This window comes from Thioclava sp. F34-6, from assembly GCF_002213235.1.
Lineage (GTDB): Bacteria > Pseudomonadota > Alphaproteobacteria > Rhodobacterales > Rhodobacteraceae > Thioclava > Thioclava nitratireducens.
The window spans coordinates 209,448-227,698 of record NZ_NBOA01000006.1 but is presented as its reverse complement, the minus strand read 5'-3'; the positions used below and the strand labels follow the sequence as shown (position 1 = coordinate 227,698).

The 18,251-nt window shown below is 64.6% G+C and carries 19 protein-coding genes; 10 read left to right on the top strand and 9 right to left on the bottom strand.

What is annotated here, in order from left to right; translation table 11 throughout:
- Positions 1-46 precede the first annotated feature (46 nt).
- The 5 genes from soxA to B6V72_RS14245 all read left to right on the top strand — a co-directional run bounded on the left by soxA (position 47) and on the right by B6V72_RS14245 (position 6,659).
- The gene (soxA, locus tag B6V72_RS14265; RefSeq protein WP_088720164.1) at positions 47-907 is read left to right on the top strand and encodes a sulfur oxidation c-type cytochrome SoxA; all 861 of its coding nucleotides are present in this window, start codon (positions 47-49) and stop codon (positions 905-907) included.
- A 155-nt stretch (positions 908-1,062) separates the two neighbouring features.
- Positions 1,063-2,754, top strand: coding sequence for a thiosulfohydrolase SoxB (soxB, locus tag B6V72_RS14260; protein ID WP_088720165.1), 1,692 nt, complete (start codon positions 1,063-1,065; stop codon positions 2,752-2,754).
- Positions 2,755-2,813: 59 nt separating this feature from the next.
- A complete protein-coding gene (gene soxC, locus B6V72_RS14255) occupies positions 2,814-4,124 on the top strand; it encodes a sulfite dehydrogenase (protein ID WP_075775680.1) in 1,311 nt (436 codons plus the stop codon).
- Positions 4,105-5,229 carry a c-type cytochrome gene (locus B6V72_RS14250; RefSeq protein ID WP_075775679.1) on the top strand — a complete coding sequence of 375 codons (1,125 nt, stop codon included), beginning with the start codon at positions 4,105-4,107 and terminating at the stop codon, positions 5,227-5,229. Before soxC ends, B6V72_RS14250 begins: the two co-directional genes overlap by 20 nt.
- A 194-nt stretch (positions 5,230-5,423) precedes the next feature.
- Positions 5,424-6,659, top strand: coding sequence for a DUF4147 domain-containing protein (locus tag B6V72_RS14245; protein WP_088735853.1), 1,236 nt, complete (start codon positions 5,424-5,426; stop codon positions 6,657-6,659).
- 232 nt (positions 6,660-6,891) lie between these two features.
- Here B6V72_RS14245 and B6V72_RS14240 read toward each other — a convergent pair whose 3' ends face one another.
- The 3 genes from B6V72_RS14240 to B6V72_RS14230 all read right to left on the bottom strand — a co-directional run bounded on the left by B6V72_RS14240 (position 6,892) and on the right by B6V72_RS14230 (position 8,634).
- Positions 6,892-7,485: a TIGR02281 family clan AA aspartic protease gene (locus B6V72_RS14240; protein WP_088735852.1), complete on the bottom strand. Its 594-nt coding sequence runs from the start codon at positions 7,483-7,485 to the stop codon at positions 6,892-6,894.
- A gap of 71 nt (positions 7,486-7,556) precedes the next feature.
- A complete protein-coding gene (locus tag B6V72_RS14235; RefSeq protein ID WP_075775676.1) occupies positions 7,557-8,201 on the bottom strand; it encodes a MarC family protein in 645 nt (214 codons plus the stop codon).
- Between the two features lie 40 nt (positions 8,202-8,241).
- Positions 8,242-8,634, bottom strand: a complete 393-nt coding sequence (locus tag B6V72_RS14230) for an HTH domain-containing protein (RefSeq protein ID WP_075775675.1) — start codon at positions 8,632-8,634, stop codon at positions 8,242-8,244.
- A gap of 187 nt (positions 8,635-8,821) precedes the next feature.
- Here B6V72_RS14230 and B6V72_RS14225 point away from each other — a divergent pair, with 187 nt between their 5' ends.
- From B6V72_RS14225 to B6V72_RS14210, 4 genes are all read left to right on the top strand, one after another.
- Positions 8,822-9,049 carry a twin-arginine translocase TatA/TatE family subunit gene (locus B6V72_RS14225; RefSeq protein WP_075775674.1) on the top strand — a complete coding sequence of 76 codons (228 nt, stop codon included), beginning with the start codon at positions 8,822-8,824 and terminating at the stop codon, positions 9,047-9,049.
- 77 nt (positions 9,050-9,126) lie between these two features.
- Entirely contained in the window at positions 9,127-9,741 is a 615-nt protein-coding gene (tatB, locus tag B6V72_RS14220) for a Sec-independent protein translocase protein TatB (protein WP_088727732.1), read from the top strand.
- A complete protein-coding gene (tatC, locus tag B6V72_RS14215; RefSeq protein ID WP_075775672.1) occupies positions 9,738-10,601 on the top strand; it encodes a twin-arginine translocase subunit TatC in 864 nt (287 codons plus the stop codon). Before tatB ends, tatC begins: the two co-directional genes overlap by 4 nt.
- Complete coding sequence (locus tag B6V72_RS14210) at positions 10,598-11,440, top strand: ATP-binding protein (protein WP_075775671.1); 843 nt, start codon at positions 10,598-10,600, stop codon at positions 11,438-11,440. Before tatC ends, B6V72_RS14210 begins: the two co-directional genes overlap by 4 nt.
- A 39-nt stretch (positions 11,441-11,479) precedes the next feature.
- On the opposite strand, the gene B6V72_RS14205 is transcribed toward B6V72_RS14210, so the two are convergent.
- The 3 genes from B6V72_RS14205 to rocF form a co-directional block, all read right to left on the bottom strand.
- Positions 11,480-12,790, bottom strand: coding sequence for an FAD-binding oxidoreductase (locus B6V72_RS14205; protein WP_088735851.1), 1,311 nt, complete (start codon positions 12,788-12,790; stop codon positions 11,480-11,482).
- A gap of 68 nt (positions 12,791-12,858) precedes the next feature.
- Positions 12,859-13,914 (bottom strand): ornithine cyclodeaminase, encoded by a 1,056-nt coding sequence (locus B6V72_RS14200; RefSeq protein WP_088722554.1) that lies wholly within the window; start codon positions 13,912-13,914, stop codon positions 12,859-12,861.
- A complete protein-coding gene (gene rocF, locus B6V72_RS14195; protein WP_088720172.1) occupies positions 13,914-14,840 on the bottom strand; it encodes an arginase in 927 nt (308 codons plus the stop codon). Before rocF ends, B6V72_RS14200 begins: the two co-directional genes overlap by 1 nt.
- A gap of 121 nt (positions 14,841-14,961) precedes the next feature.
- Between rocF and B6V72_RS14190 the strand changes: the two genes are divergently transcribed.
- Positions 14,962-15,387: an Lrp/AsnC family transcriptional regulator gene (locus B6V72_RS14190; protein ID WP_075775667.1), complete on the top strand. Its 426-nt coding sequence runs from the start codon at positions 14,962-14,964 to the stop codon at positions 15,385-15,387.
- Between the two features lie 50 nt (positions 15,388-15,437).
- Here B6V72_RS14190 and B6V72_RS14185 read toward each other — a convergent pair whose 3' ends face one another.
- The 3 genes from B6V72_RS14185 to surE are packed head-to-tail and all read right to left on the bottom strand — an operon-like array spanning position 15,438 to position 18,124.
- Positions 15,438-16,631 (bottom strand): LysM peptidoglycan-binding domain-containing M23 family metallopeptidase, encoded by a 1,194-nt coding sequence (locus B6V72_RS14185; protein ID WP_075775666.1) that lies wholly within the window; start codon positions 16,629-16,631, stop codon positions 15,438-15,440.
- 54 nt (positions 16,632-16,685) lie between these two features.
- Positions 16,686-17,342 (bottom strand): protein-L-isoaspartate(D-aspartate) O-methyltransferase, encoded by a 657-nt coding sequence (locus tag B6V72_RS14180; RefSeq protein ID WP_075775665.1) that lies wholly within the window; start codon positions 17,340-17,342, stop codon positions 16,686-16,688.
- Positions 17,339-18,124 carry a 5'/3'-nucleotidase SurE gene (gene surE / locus B6V72_RS14175; RefSeq protein ID WP_088720174.1) on the bottom strand — a complete coding sequence of 262 codons (786 nt, stop codon included), beginning with the start codon at positions 18,122-18,124 and terminating at the stop codon, positions 17,339-17,341. Before surE ends, B6V72_RS14180 begins: the two co-directional genes overlap by 4 nt.
- Between the last annotated feature and the right edge of the window lie 127 nt (positions 18,125-18,251).

Here is an 18,251-nt window from a genome sequence, read left to right as displayed (position 1 = left end):
TGGGGAGATCGATGGGCGCGGGGCACACCCAGGGAGGACACAGAATATGACGTTGCGCACCAGCCGCACCATCCTTGCCGCCACTGCAGCCTTCGCGCTCAGCACCGCGGCGCTGCACGCCGAAATGGCGGATGACGAGCTCGTCATCAACGGCGACACCCCGATCACGGTGAAGGCGCCCGCCGCCGATCACCTCAAAGGGCATCTCGACGAGGTCTATTCCGGCTGGCTCTTCCGCACGGACGAGACCCGCGCGATGGAACAGGACGACTTCGACAACCCGATCATGATCTTTGCCGAGCAGGGCCAGGAAACCTGGTCGACCGCCGACGGCTCCGAGGGCAAATCCTGCGCGGATTGCCACGGCGACATCAGCGAAGGCATGAAGGGCGTGCGCGCCTCGATGCCTAAGGTGAACGAAGCCGGCAAGCTGTGGTCGGTCGAGGATTACATCAACGATTGCCGCACCAACCGCATGGGCGCCGAAGCCTGGGGTTGGGACAGCGCTCCGATGCACAACATGACCACCGCGATCGCGGTCGAGTCGCGTGGAATGCCGGTCGCGGTCAAGATCGACGGCGAGGCCAAGCCTTTCTGGGAGAAGGGCAAGGAGATGTACTACACCCGCTATGGCCAGCTCGAGCTTTCCTGCGCGTCGTGCCACGAAGAGAACTACGGCAACTACATCCGCGCTGACCATCTTAGCCAGGGCCAGATCCAGGGCTTCCCGACCTACCGTCTGAAGAACGCGGGCGTCGTGTCGATCCACAACCGCTTCAAGGGCTGCATCCGCGACACGCGCGCGGAAACCTACAGCCCCGGTTCGGACGAGTTCCGTAATCTCGAGCTCTACGTCGCTTCGCGCGGCCTGGGTCTCGACATCGAGGGTGGCGGCGTCCGTCCCTGACCTGTGAATTGATGCGCGGGGCAGGGCCTCCCTGTCCCGCGCGTTTCGTTTCAACATATTCAAAATTTCATATCTGTCTGAATTCGTTTGTCTATTTACCCGAATGAAACGACCGCCGGGCGCACTGGCCCGGTGAGAAGAAGGAGACACATCGCATGATATCCCGGCGGGAATTTCTTCAGGCGAGCTTGGCCGCCTCGACCATCCTCGGTGCTTCGGGCCTGTCGCGCTGGTCGCGCGCCATGGCGCAGCAGTCGATTACCCAAGACCAGCTCCTGCAGTTCGAGCCGCTGGGCAATGTCACGCTGATCCACATCACCGACATCCACGCGCAAGCGATGCCGATCTATTTCCGCGAGCCGGAAATCAACCTCGGCGTGGGTGAGGCGAAGGGACGTCCGCCGCACGTCACCGGCGCGGATTTCCTCAAGATGTTCAACATCGAGCCGAATACCCCCGACGCATATGCGCTGACCTACGAGAACTTCACCGATCTCGCCAAGAGCTACGGCAAGATGGGTGGGATGGACCGTGTGGCGACCGTCGTGAAGGCGATCAAGGCCGAACGCCCCGACGCGCTGATCCTCGATGGCGGCGACACCTGGCACGGTTCGATGGTCGCGCTGAAGACCAAGGGCCAGAACATGGTCGACATCATGAACAAGCTCGGCGTCGAAGCGATGACCTCGCACTGGGAATGGACCTATGGCCAGGACCGGGTGAACGAGATCGTCGACGGCCTTCCCTTCCCCTTCCTCGGTGCGAATATCTTCGACGCCGAATGGGACGAACCCGCTTACGAACCCTACAAGATCTTCGAGCGCAACGGCACGCAGATCGCGGTCATCGGTCAGGCCTTCCCCTACATGCCGATCGCGAACCCCGGCTGGATGTTCCCCGACTACTCCTTCGGCATCCGCGAAGAGCGTATGCAGGCGATGGTCGACGAGGTTCGTGCGAAGGGCGTCGATCTGGTCGTCTGCCTGTCGCATAACGGCTTCGACGTGGACCACAAGATGGCGAGCCGCGTGAAGGGCATCGACGTGATCCTCACCGGTCACACCCATGACGCCGTTCCGGAGCCGATCCTCGTAGGCGAGACGATCCTGATCGCCTCGGGCTCGAACGGCAAATTCGTCTCCCGCGTCGATCTCGACGTGCGCGACGGCAAGATGATGGGCTTCCGCCACAAGCTGATCCCGATCTTCTCCGACGTGATCGAGCCCGACAAGGAGATGACCGACGTCATCATGGGCCATCGCGAGCCCTACAAGGCCGAACTCGAGGAAGTCGTGGGCGAGACCAACTCGCTGCTCTATCGCCGCGGCAACTTCAACGGCACCTGGGACGACCTGATCTGCGAGGCGATGCTCGAAGAGCGTGACGCCGAGATCGCGATGAGCCCGGGCGTGCGCTGGGGACCGTCGCTGATCCCCGGGCAGAAAATCACCATGGAAGACGTGCTCAACGCCACTTCGATGACCTATGGCGAGAACTATCGCTCCGAAATGTCGGGCGAGATGATCAAGACCATCCTCGAGGACGTGGCCGACAACATCTTCAACTCCGACCCCTACTACCAGCAGGGCGGGGACATGGTTCGAGTGGGTGGCATGGGCTACCACATCGACGTTTCGAAGCCGATCGGCGAGCGGATTTCCAATATGACGCTGCTGAAGGACGGCTCCGATATCGACCCGGCACGCAACTATGTCGTGACGGGCTGGGCCTCGGTCAACGAAGGTACCGAAGGGCCGCAGATCTGGGACGTGATCGCCGATCACCTGCGCAAGATCAAAACCGTTGACTTGAAACCGAATGACTCGGTGGTCGTGACCGGCATCTGAGCCGGTCCCGCCCGTCGATGATTACGCCCCGCAGGGGGTTAGAGACTGGAGGAAAACACATGGACGACAAGGAACGCCAGGGCAACCCGGCCACCAATGCCGCCCTCAGCCGCCGCGGATTCCTCCGCGCAGGGGCTGCGGTCGGTGCGATGGCCGCAGGGGCTGGTGCCGCGCGCGCAGAACAGCAACCCGATCCGTTGATCACCGAAGTTCAGCCTTGGGCTTCGGGCTGGGGCGACGGCGTCGATGCCACCCCCTACGGCCTGCCGATCGAATTCGAAGATGACGTCATCCGCCGCAATGTCGGCTGGCTGACCGCGGACGTGATCTCGTCGATCAACTTTACGCCGATCCACGCCCTCGACGGCACGATCACCCCCACCGGCTGCGCCTTCGAGCGTCACCATTCGGGCGCGATCGAACTGAAGAAGGAAGACTACCGCCTGATGATCAACGGCCTCGTCGACAAGCCGCTGGTATTCACCTACGAGGATCTGGAGCGTTTCCCGCGTGTGAACCGCACCTACTTCCTCGAATGCGCCGCGAACTCCGGCATGGAATGGGCCGGTGCCCAGCTCAACGGCGCGCAGTTCACCCAGGGCATGATCCACAACATGCAATATTCGGGCATCCCGCTGCGGACGCTGCTCGAAGAAGCGGGGATCACCAATCTCGGCGACCAGATCAAGGACAAGTGGGTCTATGCCGAAGGCGCCGACGCGTCCTCGAACGGCCGCTCGATCCCGCTGGAGAAAGCGCTCGACGACTGTCTCGTAGCCATCAAGGCGAATGGCGAGGCGCTGCGCAAGGAGCACGGTTATCCGGTGCGCCTCGTGGTACCGGGTTTCGAAGGCAACATGTGGGTGAAGTGGCTGCGTCGTCTCGAAGTCACCGACGAGGCCGTGCAGTCGCGCGAAGAAACCTCGAAATACACCGACACGCTCGCCGACGGAACGTCGCGCAAGTGGACCTGGGTCATGGACGCCAAATCGGTCGTCACCTCGCCCAGCCCGCAGATGCCGATCAAGCACGGCAAGGGTCCGCTGGTCATCACCGGCATGGCCTGGTCGGGTCGCGGTCACATCACCAAGGTCGACGTTTCGCTCGACGGCGGCGCGAACTGGCAAGAGGCCCGTCTGGCCGAGCCGGGCGCCGACAAGGCGGTCTCGCGCTTCTATCTCGAGATCGACTGGGACGGTTCGGAAATGCTCCTGCAGTCCCGCGCTACCGATTCCACCGGCTACGTTCAGCCGACCAAGGACGCGCTGCGCGCGATCCGCGGGGAGAATTCGGTCTATCACAACAACGGTATCCAGACCTGGTGGGTCAAGGAAAACGGGGAGTCCGAGAATGTCGAAGTGTCGTCGTAATCTGCTGCTGGCCACGCTTCTGGCCGCTCCGCTCGTCGCGACGCCCGCCCTGGCCGAGAAATTCGGTCTGGGACGCGAAGCGCTGCCCGAGGAAATCAACGCCTGGACCGTCGAGGTCTTCCCCGATGGCAAGAACCTTCCCGAAGGCTCGGGTTCGGTCGCCGACGGTGAAAAGATCTTCGCCGACAACTGCGCGGTCTGCCATGGCGACTTCGCCGAGGGCGTCGACAACTGGCCGAAACTGGCCGGGGGCGAAGGGACGCTGGCCAACAAGGATCCGGTGAAAACCGTCGGTTCCTACTGGCCCTACCTGTCCACCGTCTGGGACTATGCGCACCGCTCGATGCCGTTCGGCAACGCGCAGACGCTGACCGTCGACGAGACCTATGCCATCGTCGCCTACATTCTCTACTCGAACTACCTCGTGGAAGACGATTTCGTCCTCACGAAGGATAACTTCCTCGACGTGGAGATGCCGAACGCGGACGGGTTCATCGTGGACAACCGCGACGAGGTCGAAGTGCCGAAGTTTTCGGAAGCCGCTTGCATGAGCGACTGTAAGACCGACGTGCACATCACCAAGAAAGCCACCGTGCTCGACGTGACGCCCAACCAGGGCGGCGGCGAAGATACGGCGGCTGCGGACGATAGCGCTCCGGCCGACGTCGTCGTCGCAGGCGACGCTACCCAGAGCGACGCGGCCGAGGCGATGGCGCAGGACGCTCCGGCGGCGGCGCAGGTGGAGAAAACCACCTCCGAGCCGAAGGAGACGCTCTCTGCCGATCCGGCGCTGGTCGAGGCTGGCGAGAAGGTCTTCAAGAAGTGCAAGGCCTGCCACCAAGTCGGCGAAGATGCGAAGAACCGCGTCGGCCCGGTGCTCAACAACCTGATCGGTCGTCAGGCCGGGACGGCTGATGGGTTCAAATACTCGAGCGCGATGAAGCAGCACGGTGAAGACGGTCTGATCTGGACCGAACAGACGGTCGAGGAATATCTCGCCGACCCGAAGGGCTACATTCCGAAGAACCGGATGTCCTTCGCCGGCCTGAAGGACCCCGAAGACGTCAAGGCGGTGCTCGCCTATATCGAAAGCCAAGGTGGCTAAGACCCTCCCCGGGCGGGGGCCTCGGCTCCCGCTCACTTAAACCGACAGGGCCCTTCCGCCTGATCGTGTTTCGACGCCCGCGCTCCCCGCGGGCGTCTTTTCGTTTCTGCGCCACCGCGAGGACTGCCTTCGCCTGGCGCACTTGCACCCCGGCGCCCCCCGGGCATAGTTGGGCAAAAGCGAAGGGAGAGGGCATGGATCTGGATGCACGCGCACGCGAGCTGTTCGATATCGGAGTGAAGGCGGCCGATCCGGCGGGGGGTGTGTCCCGCGCGATGGGATGGGCGATGGACAACCCGCCGGGGCCGGGCGGGCGCTGGCAGGTGGTCGCGCTCGGCAAGGCGGCGCTGGCGATGAGTGCTGCGGCGCTGGAGGCTTTGCCCGAAGATGCGCAAGCGCTCGTCGTGACCAATCCCGAGAATGCCGAAGCGGCCGCGCCTCGTGCGGGTGTCACGCTGATCGCGGGCGATCACCCTGTGCCGGGGGAGGGCAGTGAACGGGCCGGGCGCGCGATCCTGGAGTGCCTGCAAGCCTGTGGCCCGGAGGATCGCGTTCTGGCGCTGATTTCCGGTGGCGGCTCCGCGCTCGCGGTCGCACCAGCAGAGGGGCTGAGCCTGTCGGACAAAGCCGAGGTCAGCCGACTTCTCCTCGGTTGCGGGGCCGATATCACGCAGATGAACCTGATCCGCCAGCAACTGTCCCAGCTCAAGGGCGGCGGCTGGCTGTTGGCTTGCGCGGCCCCCGTGACGGGGCTGATCCTTTCAGATGTGCCGGGCGATGATCTGCGCGTCATCGCCTCGGGGCCCACTGTCGAGCCGATCGGCACGCGGGCCGAGGCAGCGCAGCTGTGCCGTGATCTCGGGATCTGGGACGCTTTGCCCGCGCCTGTGCGGGCGCATCTGGAAGCCTCCGGCCCGGAGCCCGCTCTGCCCGCTGCCCGTAACCGTCTGATCGGGGCGAACGGGCTGTCGGTCGCGGCGATGGTCGCGGCAGGGGCCGAGGCCGCGCCCTTCGCGCTCGACGGGGACGTGGCCGATCTCGCGCCGCAGATCGTGGCTCTGCTGCGCGATATGCCCTCAGGCGCTTTGGTCATGGGCGGGGAGACCACCGTGACGATCAAGGGTGACGGGCTGGGCGGTCGCAATCAGGAACTCGCGCTGCGGGTGGCTTGTGCCGCGGAGGCGGCGGGTCTCGAGGGTGATTGGCGCTTCCTGTCGGGCGGTACCGATGGCCGCGATGGGCCGACGGATGCGGCGGGCGGTCTGGTGGGGCCGGGGACCTGCGCGGCGGCGCGGGCGGCTGGCGTCGATTGCGATGCGGCGCTCGCCCGCAATGACAGCTATCACGTCCTGCAGGCGGCGGATGCGCTGCTGATGACGGGGGCGACCGGCACGAATGTGGCCGATCTCGCGGTTCTGGTGAAAGGCTAGCTTAGCCGCGCTCTGCTTCGGCAGAGCGCATCATCGGGCGCAGACGGAGATAGGCTTCGCGGATGACGGCGACGGTGATGATCGCAAGCGCGAAGGTGTCGAAGGCAACCATGGGCGTTTTCCTCGTAACGAAGCCTGGATAGCCGAGCCTGAACGGCGGCCACCTTGGGACCCTCGACAAAGATTGAGGCGCAAAAAAGGCACGATCACGGCGATTGAGGGCCGGGTCCGCTTAGCGTTCGAGGATCAGCGTGCCCCGCGCGAATTCCACTTTCGCGAAGCGGGTGAGGTAGGTCATCCCCAGCAATGACGTGTCCATCGATCCGCGATTGACCACGGCGCGCAGGTTGCTGTCGTGGATCGGGCCCAAATCGAAGCGCTCCAGCCGCACCGGCGCGGTCGCGACGATGCCGTTGGCTGTGCGCGCCTGCCCGATATAGGCGAGATCGGCGGTCTTGATGCCCGCGCGTTCGGCGGCGCGCTGGGTCAGGACGATCTGGCTCGCGCCGGTATCGACGACGAAGCGGACCGGCGTGCCGTTGACCTCGGCGGTGAGGTAGTAATGCCCGTCGGGTGCTTGCGGCACTTCGATCCGGCCATCGCGCATCACGGCCTGATCGGGGATCGAGACCTGCCGCTGGATGTCGGTCCAAAGCCCGACCGCGGCGAGCGTACCCAGAAAGATCAGCCCCCAGATCGCGGCCTGTTGCAGCGTACGACCCGGACGGCGACGGATTTCCAGCAGGAAATACCCGCCCACGGCGACGAGCAGGAGGCCCAGATAGACGAGCCGTCCCCAATTCTCGCTGATGATCGTCTCGACCATGATCCTCGTTACCCCTACCAACCTAATTCAGATAGGATCGCCTGCGCGGCTTTCCCAGAGGGCGGATTGCCTCAGCTTACCGGACTCCCGCCCATCAGCCCCGCGCCATGCAGCCCGTCGAGGATGAACTGGATCGCCAGCGCCGCCAACAGCATCCCCAGAAGCCGGGTGACGACCATCGTGCCGGTGCGCCCTAGCGCGCGCTCGATCGGCGTGGCGAGCAGGAACATCACGAAGACGCAGCAAAGCACCAGCAGCATCATCGCGATGATGACCACGACATGCAGCCAGTCGCCGCCCTCGCGGCCGGCCAGCAGGATCATCGTCGCCATCGCGCCGGGCCCGGCGAGAAGCGGCGTCGCCAGAGGGAATACGGAAGGGTCTGTTTCGGGGTCGGCCTCGTGCTCCTCGCCCTGCGCCTCGCGGCGTTTGGTGCGGCGTTCGAACAGCATGTCGAGCGCGGTGAGGAACAGCAGCACCCCGCCCGCGATGCGGAATGCGGGCATGGAGATGCCGATCCCGGCGAGGATCTTGTCGCCGAAGATGCCGAACAAGGTCAGCAGCACGGCGGCTATGATGAGGGCACGCAGGGCGATGCGCAGTCGCGCGCGATGGCTTTCGCCCAAGGTCAGTGCGATGAAGACCGGGGCCAGCCCGATCGGATCGATGATGACGAAAAGTGTCACGAAAGCAGTGATGTATTCGGCACCGATCACGCAGGGGCATCCCTTCCAAGTTTCGCAGTCGAGCCTAGCCTCATCCCCGACCGCCCGCCAGCCCTTCCCCGGCGTCTTCGGCAGACGGCTCGGGCGGCGCGGAGGGCAGGGCGGCGCGGATTTTCGCGGCCAGGCTCGCGGCGCCTCCGGCAAGGCGCGGATCCTCCATCGCTTCGGCGAGATCGAGCAGATGATCGAGCGCGGCCAACTCCTCGCGGGTCAGCACGAGAGGCGGCAAACCAACCGCCCGGCGCAGGATATAACCGACGCCGCGTTCGCCCTCGACCGGCACGCCATAGGCCGAGATTTCCGCCATGTCGCGCCAGATCGTGCGGACCGAGACTCCCAGCCGCTCAGCCAGATCGCTGGCACGGTGCATCTTGCCGTCGCGCAGGATGGCGATGATCTGTTGCAGCCGCTCGTCGCGGGTCATGGGTCTCTCCCGTCAGGTCAAGCGAAGGGTAGCGCGGGGCGGGGCAACTGACAATGAACTGTCAGTAATCTGCGCCTCACAGCGCCGTTTGGGCGGAATCGGTCTAGGATTGAGGCCCGCATGATCCTAAAACTCGGGACCGACATAAGGCGCGGGCGGCGGGCCCGTGACCAGAGGAGAGACAACAATGCTCAACAATATCGGCCTTCCCGGTCTGCTTCTGATCGCCGTCGTGGTTCTGGTTCTTTTCGGCCGCGGCAAGATTTCCTCGCTCATGGGTGAAGTCGGCAAAGGCATCACCGCCTTCAAGAAAGGCGTGAGCGACGGCACGAAGGAAATCGAAGACGGCTCCGTCGACGAGGCACGCGACGTGACCCCGGCTGACGAAGTTCAGAAAGAAAAAGACAAGGCCTGAGCCTGATCGCTTTTAGGGGTTGCGGGCTGATGCCCGTTTGCCTTTGCGTCCTCATTTGGCCGGAGGCCTGAGCACTCATGTTAGACATCGGTTGGAGCGAGCTACTGCTGATCGGCGTCGTGGCGCTGATCGTCGTGGGGCCGAAGGATCTGCCCAAGATGTTCCACCAGCTTGGCCGCATCACCGCGAAGGCCAAGTCGATGGCGCGCGAATTCTCGCGGGCGATGGAAGATGCGGCGAAGGATACCGGGCTCGACGAGGCCGCGGGCTCCGTGCGCGACCTGAAATCGCTGGCCTCGAAGAAGTCGCTCGGGCTCGACGCGCTGGAAAAGGCGACCGACGCTTTCGAGAAATGGGAGCCGGGCCGGTCCGAGCGGACCTCGCTCAAGCCCGATCCCGAGGCGGAGCCGCCCAAGCCCGAGGCTGCCCAACCCGAGGCGACCCCGGCCGAGACGGCCAAACCCGAGACTTCCAAGACGGCAAGCAAGCCGGCGGCCAAGCCCGCTGCGAAGAAAGCCGCGTCGAAGACCGCAGCCAAGACTGGCGCGAAGACGGGCGCTTCGACCGCAGCGAAATCCAGCGCCAAGCCGGCGACCAAGTCGAGCAGTAAACCTGCCGCGAAAACCGGTGCCAAACCGGCGGCCAAGAAGACGGCGGCGAAGAAACCCGCCGCGAAGAAGGGTGACGCATGAGCGACCATGACGAAATCGAGGACAGCGCCGCCCCGCTGATCGAACACCTCGCGGAACTGCGCACGCGCATCCTCTATTCGCTGGGGGCATTCATCGCGGCGATGGTGGTCTGCTACACGGTCTGGAACCCGATCTTCAACTTCCTGACCCGGCCGGTCTGTTCGGCGCTGGAATCGCGCGGCGAGCAATGCGGCCTCTATCTGATCAAGCTGCAGGAAGGTTTCTTCGTCGCGATCAATATTTCCTTCCTCGGCGGTTTCGCCCTGGCATTCCCGATTATCGCCTACCAGATGTGGCGTTTCGTGGCGCCGGGCCTTTACCGCAACGAGAAGAACGCGTTCCTGCCGTTCCTGATCGCCTCGCCGGTGATGTTCTTTCTTGGCGCGGCGTTCGCTTATTACATCATCCTGCCGCTGGCCTTTAACTTCTTCCTCGGCTTCCAGCAGGGCGAGATCGGCGCGACGTCCGGCGCGAACGAGATGGCCGCCATCGGCTTCCAGGGCTCGGTGCAGGAATATCTCAACCTGACGATCAAGTTCGTCATGGCCTTCGGGATCTGCTTCCAGCTGCCCGTCCTTCTGTCGCTGATGGGCAAGGCGGGTCTGGTCTCCTCGCAAGGCCTCGCGAATATGCGCAAATACGCAGTAGTCGCGATCCTTGTCGTGGCCGCGATCGCGACGCCTCCGGACGTGATTTCCCAGGTCATCCTGTTCTCGGTGGTCTACGGTCTCTACGAGATATCCATCCAGCTCGTGAAGCGGATCGAGAAGACCCGTGAAGCTCGAATGCGCGCCGAAGGCACCTGGATCGATCCCGACGAATGGGATGAAGACGAAGACGACGAGGATACCAAGGGATGAATGACGCGACGCTGACCCGGATCGCCACGGCACTGGAGCGGCTCTCGCCCGCGCCACAGCCCGCGCCGGATTTCGCCTCGGCCAGCGCCTTCATCTGGCACACCGCGCCGGATCGGCTGGAGCCCGTGCCTCAGGTGAACCGCGTCGACCTGAGCCTGCTGCACGGCATCGACCGCTCGCGCGATACGCTGCTGGCCAACACGCTGCAGTTTGCGCGCGGTGCGGCGGCGAATAATGCGCTTCTCTGGGGCGCGCGCGGGATGGGGAAATCCTCGCTCGTGAAGGCGGCCCATGCGGCGGCAGTGGCCGAGGGGCTGCCGCTCAAACTGGTGGAGCTTGCGCGCGAGGATCTGCCGTCCGTCGGGCGTCTGCTCGCGCATCTGCGCGACGCGCCGGAAATGCGCTTCATCCTGTTCTGCGACGACCTGTCGTTCAGTCATGACGACCAGCATTACAAATCGCTCAAGGCGGTGCTGGATGGCGGGATCGAGGGGCGGCCCGCGAACGTGATCCTCTATGCCACGTCGAACCGGCGTCACCTGATGCCGCGCGACATGATCGAGAACGAGCGTTCGACTGCGATCAGCCCCTCCGAAGCGGTGGAAGAGAAAGTCTCGCTGTCCGATCGGTTCGGGCTGTGGCTGGGCTTCCATCCCTGCAGCCAAGACGAGTATCTCACGATGATCCGCGGCTATTGCGACAGCTATGGCGTAGAGATCTCCGACGAGGAGTTGCGCGCCGAGGCCATCGAATGGCAGGCCACGCGCGGGGCGCGTTCGGGCCGCGTGGCATGGCAGTATTTCACCGATCTGGCCGGACGGCGCGGGATCGCGCTGTAAGCGCGTCCCTCCGCATCGTCCAAGGCGCGGGTAGGGGGCTTACACCCCCAGCCGATCGCGCAGCGCATACCACCACGACCCCGCGACGGAGTAGGGCACGCGGAAAGTGCGCCCGCCGGGAAACGGAATCCACGGCAGTTTCGCGAACGTATCGAACCGGGTCAGATCGCCGTTGATCGCCTCCGACAGGATGCGCCCGAAAGTATGCGAGCCGGTCACGCCGTGGCCGGAATAGCCATGCGCGAAATAGGTGTTCTGCCCGATCCGGCCCATCTGCGGCACGCGGCTGAACGAGAGCGCGAAATTGCCCGACCACGCGTAGTCGATCTTGGTGCCTTTGAGCTGCGGGAAGACTTTCTCGAGGTTCTTCCAGAGCTTCGCCTTGATGTCTTTCGGGTCTGCCCCGCCATAGACCGTGCCGCCGCCAAACAGCAGGCGGTTGTCGGCGGACATGCGGTAATAGTCGAGGATGTAGCGAACGTCCTCGATGCAGACATCTGACGGCATCAATTCGCGTGCCTTGGCCTCGCCCAGCGGCTCGGTCGCCATCACCTGCGTCGAGACGGGCATCACACGGCGCTCCAGCGTGGGCACGACATGGCCGAGATAGGCGTTGCCGCACAGAACCAGCGTCTTCGCGGTGATCTGCCCCTTCGCGGTCCTGATCACCGGGCGCGTGGCTTCGGTGTCGACGAAATTGACGGGGGACATCTCGTAGATCGTGCCGCCCATTTTCTCGACCGCTGCCGCCTCGCCAAGCGCGAGGTTCAGCGGATGCAGATGGCCGCCCTTGTGGTCGATCATGCCGCCCGCATAGAGGTCGGAAGCCGCGTGCTCGCGCATCTGCTCGCGGCTCAGCATCTCCTGGCTTTCGATGCCGTAGCTGCGCCAGAGTTTCCAGCGCGCTTCCAGCTCCTGCATATGCTTGCCGGTGAGCCCCGCGAAGACGTTGCCGGGCTTCAGGTCGCATTGGATGTCGTAGGTCGCGACGCGCTCGCGGATGATGTCGCCGCCTTCCATCACCAGACCGGCGACGAAATTCGCGGTGTCCTGTCCGTAGCGGCTCTCGATCACGTCGAGGCTCGCGTTCAGCCCGTTGACGACCTGACCGCCATTGCGGCCCGAAGCGCCCCAGCCGATGCGTGCGCCTTCCACGACGGTGACGCTATAGCCCTTTTCGGCCAGATGCAGCGCGGTCGCGAGGCCCGAAAAGCCCGCGCCCACGACGCAGATATCGGCCTCCACCGCGCCTTCCAGTTCCGGACGGAGCGGGGCCGGGTTGGCCGAAGCCGCGTAGTAGCTGTCGGTGTGTCTGCCGTCGCCCGCATAGGGATGGGTCTTGTCGGTCATGTCGCGCTCTCGTCTGAAAGGGGCGTTTCGCTTTCGGTGCCACGCGCGCGCGTCAAGCGCAAGCGGGCTCAGCCCGCCCGCGTCAGCATCCCGAACAAATCGCGCGGATCGTCGGGGTCTGCCATAAGATCGAGCATCTGCGCATAATCGCCACCCTTTACGCGGTCATGGATGTAGCGCAGCGCGCTGAAATCCTCGATCGCGAAGCCCACGCTATCGAACAGCGTGATCTGTTTCGCGTCGCGGCGGCCCTCGGCCTCACCGCGCATGACCTTCCACAACTCGGTCACCGGGTGATCCTCGTCGAGCGCCTGAATCTCGCCCTCGATGCGGGTCTGCGGCGGGTATTCGACAAAGATCTCCGAGCGGGTGAGGATGTCGCGATGCAGTTCGGTCTTGCCGGGGCAGTCGCCGCCGATCGCGTTGATGTGGATGCCCGAGCCGACCATGTTGTCGGTCAAGATCGTCGCATATTGCTTGTCGGCGGTGCAGGTCGTGATGACCTGCGCGCCTTCGACCGCTTCCTCGCCGGAGCGGCATTTGGTGACGTTGAACCCCTGCGCGATCAGGTTCTTCGCGGCTTTCTCGGTCGCGCTCGGGTCGATGTCGTAAAGCCGCAATGTGTCGATACCGCAGATCGCGCGGAAGGCCAGCGCCTGAAACTCGCATTGCGCGCCATTGCCGATCATGCCCATCACCGTCGCGCCTTTCGGGGCGAGGTATTTGCCCACCAGCGCCGAGGTGGCGGCGGTGCGCAGTGCGGTCAGTATCGTCATCTCGGTCATCAGCAGCGGATAGCCCGTAGCGACCGAGGACAGCACGCCAAACGCCGTCACGGTCTGGTGCCCGGTGCGGCCGTTCTTGGGGTGCCCGTTGACGTATTTGAAACCGTAATTTTCGCTATCCGCGGTCGGCATCAACTCGATCACGCCCTCCGCAGAATGGCTCGCGACGCGCGGCGTCTTGTCGAAATCCGGCCAGCGGCGGAAATCCTCTTCGATATAGGCGGCGAGGTCGCGCATCACCTGTTCGGGGCCGATCTCGTTCACCAGCTTCATCATGTTGGCGACGGAAACGAAGGGCACGAAGGCCAGTTCGGAGGGGGCGAGCGGGGACTTGTCCATCAAAAACTCCGTGTCATGCGGTCAAGAACGCGGCGGCCGAAGAGGCTGGCCGCGAGGTCGCAAAGCAGTTTCGCCGTGCGGCCGCGTTCGTCGAGGAAGGGGTTAAGCTCGACAATGTCGAGCGAAGTGACGAGGTCGCTGTCGCCGACCTCTTCCATGATCAGATGCGCCTCGCGGAACGTGGCGCCGCCCGGCACGGTCGTGCCCACGGCGGGCGCGATCCCGGGGTCCAGGAAATCGACGTCGAAGCTGACATGCAGAAGGCCGTTGGCTTCGCGCACGCGGTCAAGGAAGGCGCGCAGCGGAGCCAGCACGCCGGTCTCGTCGATGGCGCGCATGTCATGGACTTCCAAGCCGATCTGCTTGATGCGCTCGCGCTCTGCCGGATCGACAGAGCGGATGCCCATCATGCAGAAGTTCTTGGGATCGATGCTGGCTTCCAGCGGCGGGAAGGCCTCGAAATCCGGCTGTCCCGTGACGTAGGCCACGGGCGTGCCATGCAGGTTGCCGCTGGTCGTGGTTTCCAGCGTGTGCAGGTCCGGGTGGGCGTCGAGCCACAGAACGAAAAGCGGGCGATCCTGGGTTTTCGCATGACGCGCCAGCCCGCTCAGCGTGCCGGCAGCCAGCGCGTGGTCGCCACCGATGAAGATCGGGCGGTCGTGCTTCTGCGCGGCGTCGAAGGCTGCGTCCGACAACGCCTCGATCCAGGCGCGGGTCTCGGCCAGATCGTGGATCGCGGGGTTCTTGTGCGGCACAGGGTCTTGCGCCGGGATCGACAGGTCGCCCAGATCGTTCACCTCCCAGCCCAGCTCGGTCAGGATGTCGCCCAGCCCGGCGATGCGCAGGCTGGCCGGTCCCATGATGCAGCCGGGTTGCGAAGCGCCAGTTTGAATAGGCGCGCCCAGAATCGATACTGTGCGTGTCATCGTGATCTCCCTTGTTGGACTCAGTCTGACGAAATGGCGCAGAGGTTTCGCTTGTCAATTTGCGCAAATCGGAACTAAATTTGATCAGTTTGGCTAATTGATTGATCAAAACGGAGGGGCGATGCAGCTCGACGATACGGACCGCGCGATCCTGACCGCATTGCGGGCGGACGCGCGGCTCTCGGTGACTGATCTTGCGCTGCAGGTGGGGGTGTCGCGCACCACAGCACGCGCCCGGCTGGAGGCGCTGGTGGCTTCGGGGCAGATCCGGCGCTTTACCATCGAGACCGAGACCGATGTCGAGGGGCAGGTGCGTGCGATCACGCTGGTCGAGTTACAGGGCAAGATGTCGCGCGCTGTGATCCGGGCGCTGCACCGGATCCCGGAGGTCACGACGGTTTTCGCGACCAATGGAAACTGGGATCTGGTGGCGGAAATCCGGGCCGAGACTCTGGGCGAGTTCGACCGGGCCTTGCGCGATATTCGGGAAATTCCGGGGGTGCTCAACAGCGAGAGCTGTCTGCTGCTCGCGCCTGTTGCGGGCTAGGAGGGAAGGGGCGCGGGCAGACCGGAATATCTCCGGCCCGCCGCGCAAGATCAGTTGAGGTACGGCATCGGATCGACGGAATCGATGCCCTTGCGGACCTCGAAATGCAGATAGCCCTGATCGCCGGACGCGACCTTCGCGATGGTCTGGCCGCGCTTGACGCTCGCGCCTTTCTTCACCGTGATGCCGGTCACGTTGTAATAGACCGTCACCAGATTGTCGGGATGCTTGATCGCGAGGAAGGCGACATCGTCGGTGTCCTGGCTGATCAGCAGTACGGTGCCGCTCTCGGCGGCTTTGACCGCAGTTCCGGCCGACGCGGAGATATCGACACCGTCGTTCTTGCCCTTCTTGTAGGGGCGGATGATCGAGCCGGGAACCGGCATCATCATCTTCGACGTGTCCGACGCCTTGGTGCGATCGGTGCTCATGTCCGGGGTCTGCGTCTTGACCGGCTCGGAGGCTTTCGGCGGCGTCTTGTCGGGCAGGGGCTCTGCCGCGGAGGGCGGCACCGGGGTCGGCGAGCCGGTGCCGGGCGCCGTCGTAGCCGTAGCGGTCTCGACCTTCGGAGGTTGGCGGCCGGAGGCGACCGGGATGATCAGCATCTGACCTTCACGCACGCGCAGATCGTTGGGTAGCCCGTTCCATTCGGCCAGTGCCTTCACCGGCACCGAATAGTAGCGCGCGATGGAGTAGGCGGTCTCGCCACGCGCGACCTTGTGGCGGATCGGCTCGGGGCTGGTTGTGGAGACCGGGGCCGAAGCCGGGGTCGCCTTCGCGGGCTGGTTCGCCTGCGCCTTGTCGATCGCGTTCGACGCGAGCGAGGTGATGTCGATCGTCTCCGAGGTCAGTGCACTGGAATTGCCCGGCGCCGCGGTGCCGGCTGTCGTCGCGACCTTGTTGGGCAGGGCCAGCACTTCGCCCGCGTTCAGCACCGCGTCGGGCGCGACCGCGTTATAGCGGGCTAGCGCGCCGGGATCGGTGCCGATGCGTTGTGCGACGGAGTTGACCGTATCGCCGCGGCGCGCCACGACGACCTGATAATTCGGGTAGGTGATGATGCCCTGCGCATTCGGGCGCGGGCGATCCTGTACGGCCTGCCGGGCAGCCGCGCTCGTGTCGAGCCCGCCATTGCCGTAGCCGCGCATGTCCAGATCGAACCCGTTCGGGTTACAGGCGGCCAGCGCCGTCAGCGCGACTCCACCTGCCAGGATCAGCCGCAGCCGGGAATTCTTCGTTGCCATCCGCTCGTCCTCACTGTCTCTCAGACCTCTACGGGGTCCGTTCTTGCCTGCCACTCAGTCGTTTGCCACGCCCTCTACAAGGGGGACGAAGCGCACCGGACGCAATTCTTCGTAATCGAAGCCCGTCTCGAGCCGGCGCACCCGTATCAGGCTTTGCACCGTGTCCGACTGGCCCACGGGCAGAACCATGATACCCCCGATCTTCAGCTGGGCCAAGAGCGGCCCGGGAGGGTCTTCCGCGGCGGCAGTCACGATGATTCGATCAAAGGGCGCCTGATCGGGCAGCCCATGCGAGCCGTCGCCGGAAATCGCAACGATATTGGTGAGCCGCAGCGCCGTGAAGACGCCCTCGGCCTCGCGCACGAGGCGCTTGTGGCGATCCACCGTGTAGACCCGTCGGGCGAGCTGACTCAGGATGGCTGCCTGATAACCCGATCCGGTGCCGATCTCGAGCACGGTATCGCGCGAGCCGACATCCGCAGCCTGGGTCATCAGCCCCACGATCGAAGGTTGCGAGATGGTCTGTCCGCAGGCGATCGGCAGGGGCATGTCCTCATAGGCACGATCGGCGAAGATACCGCGCACAAACTGGCCGCGGTCGATCCCCTCCATCGCGTGCAGCGTGCGCGCGTCGGTCACGCCCTTGGAGCGCAGTGCGAAGAGGAACCGCATCTTGCGCTCGGCCAGATCCTCTTCCGCATCCTCGCTCATCCCAGACGGGCCTCCAGATCGGCGATCACGTCATGCGCCGTCAGATCGGCGCGCATCGGCGTGACCGAGATATAGCCGTCGAGGTTGACGGCGGCATCGGTGCCCGGCTGCGTCGGCGTATGCTGCGGGCCACCCTTGATCCACAGGAAGCGCCGCCCCGAGGGCGCGTGGTGCGCCTCGGTCGAGAAGAAGCAATCCTTGCGGAAGCCTTGGGCGGCGACCTTGTGGCCCTTGACGTCGGCTGCCAGCACCGGCGGGAAATTGACATTGTAGAACACCCGGTAATCGCCATCGTCCCAGATGCCCTGATCGAGGAGCTTGCGCACGAGCCCCGCGCCATGCACCCGCGCCGCCTCGAACATGTCGGGGGCATTGAAGACCTCGGGGCCGATGAATTGAGACAGGGCAATCGCGGGCACCCCTTGCAGCGCCGCCTCCATCGCGCCGCCCAACGTGCCGGAATAGAGCGCGTTGTCGGCGGAGTTGTTGCCCCGGTTCACGCCCGAGAGTACCAGATCGGGCCGCTGCCCTTCCAGCACGTCGTAAAGCCCGGCCATCACGCAGTCGGCGGGGCTGCCTTCGGCTGCGAAACGGCGCTCGGCCAGCTTCGAGATCATCATCGGCCGGGTGTAGGAGATGCAATGGCCCACGCCCGATTGCTCGAAGGCGGGCGCGACCGTCCAGACCTCGCCATCGGGACCTGCGAGTTCTTCGGCGATCTCGAGAAGAACGGCCAGACCCGGCGCGTCGATGCCGTCGTCATTGGTGATGAGAATACGCATGTTGCCCCCAGTTCCCCGTCGCGTCACCCGATGCTTACCTTGCAGTGGATGAAGGGTAAAGCGGGGGCAGGCAACAGCCTGGATGTGTCGCCAAAGCGCCGCAGGCCAAGCGGTCCGCGGCGTTTGG

Excerpts from the sequence above, each read along its gene's own strand:
- B6V72_RS14225 (WP_075775674.1), top strand. The coding sequence starts at position 8,822 with ATGCTCAACAATATCGGCCTTCCCGGTCTGCTTCTGATCGCCGTCGTG.
- B6V72_RS14180 (WP_075775665.1), bottom strand. The coding sequence starts at position 17,342 with ATGAGCGAGGATGCGGAAGAGGATCTGGCCGAGCGCAAGATGCGGTTC.
- soxC (WP_075775680.1), top strand. The coding sequence starts at position 2,814 with ATGGACGACAAGGAACGCCAGGGCAACCCGGCCACCAATGCCGCCCTC.
- surE (WP_088720174.1), bottom strand. The coding sequence starts at position 18,124 with ATGCGTATTCTCATCACCAATGACGACGGCATCGACGCGCCGGGTCTG.
- B6V72_RS14245 (WP_088735853.1), top strand. The coding sequence starts at position 5,424 with ATGGATCTGGATGCACGCGCACGCGAGCTGTTCGATATCGGAGTGAAG.
- B6V72_RS14250 (WP_075775679.1), top strand. The coding sequence starts at position 4,105 with ATGTCGAAGTGTCGTCGTAATCTGCTGCTGGCCACGCTTCTGGCCGCT.
- B6V72_RS14200 (WP_088722554.1), bottom strand. The coding sequence starts at position 13,914 with ATGGACAAGTCCCCGCTCGCCCCCTCCGAACTGGCCTTCGTGCCCTTC.
- B6V72_RS14205 (WP_088735851.1), bottom strand. The coding sequence starts at position 12,790 with ATGACCGACAAGACCCATCCCTATGCGGGCGACGGCAGACACACCGAC.
- B6V72_RS14190 (WP_075775667.1), top strand. The coding sequence starts at position 14,962 with ATGCAGCTCGACGATACGGACCGCGCGATCCTGACCGCATTGCGGGCG.
- B6V72_RS14210 (WP_075775671.1), top strand. The coding sequence starts at position 10,598 with ATGAATGACGCGACGCTGACCCGGATCGCCACGGCACTGGAGCGGCTC.
- B6V72_RS14240 (WP_088735852.1), bottom strand. The coding sequence starts at position 7,485 with ATGGTCGAGACGATCATCAGCGAGAATTGGGGACGGCTCGTCTATCTG.
- soxB (WP_088720165.1), top strand. The coding sequence starts at position 1,063 with ATGATATCCCGGCGGGAATTTCTTCAGGCGAGCTTGGCCGCCTCGACC.
- B6V72_RS14230 (WP_075775675.1), bottom strand. The coding sequence starts at position 8,634 with ATGACCCGCGACGAGCGGCTGCAACAGATCATCGCCATCCTGCGCGAC.
- rocF (WP_088720172.1), bottom strand. The coding sequence starts at position 14,840 with ATGACACGCACAGTATCGATTCTGGGCGCGCCTATTCAAACTGGCGCT.
- tatC (WP_075775672.1), top strand. The coding sequence starts at position 9,738 with ATGAGCGACCATGACGAAATCGAGGACAGCGCCGCCCCGCTGATCGAA.
- tatB (WP_088727732.1), top strand. The coding sequence starts at position 9,127 with ATGTTAGACATCGGTTGGAGCGAGCTACTGCTGATCGGCGTCGTGGCG.
- B6V72_RS14185 (WP_075775666.1), bottom strand. The coding sequence starts at position 16,631 with ATGGCAACGAAGAATTCCCGGCTGCGGCTGATCCTGGCAGGTGGAGTC.
- soxA (WP_088720164.1), top strand. The coding sequence starts at position 47 with ATGACGTTGCGCACCAGCCGCACCATCCTTGCCGCCACTGCAGCCTTC.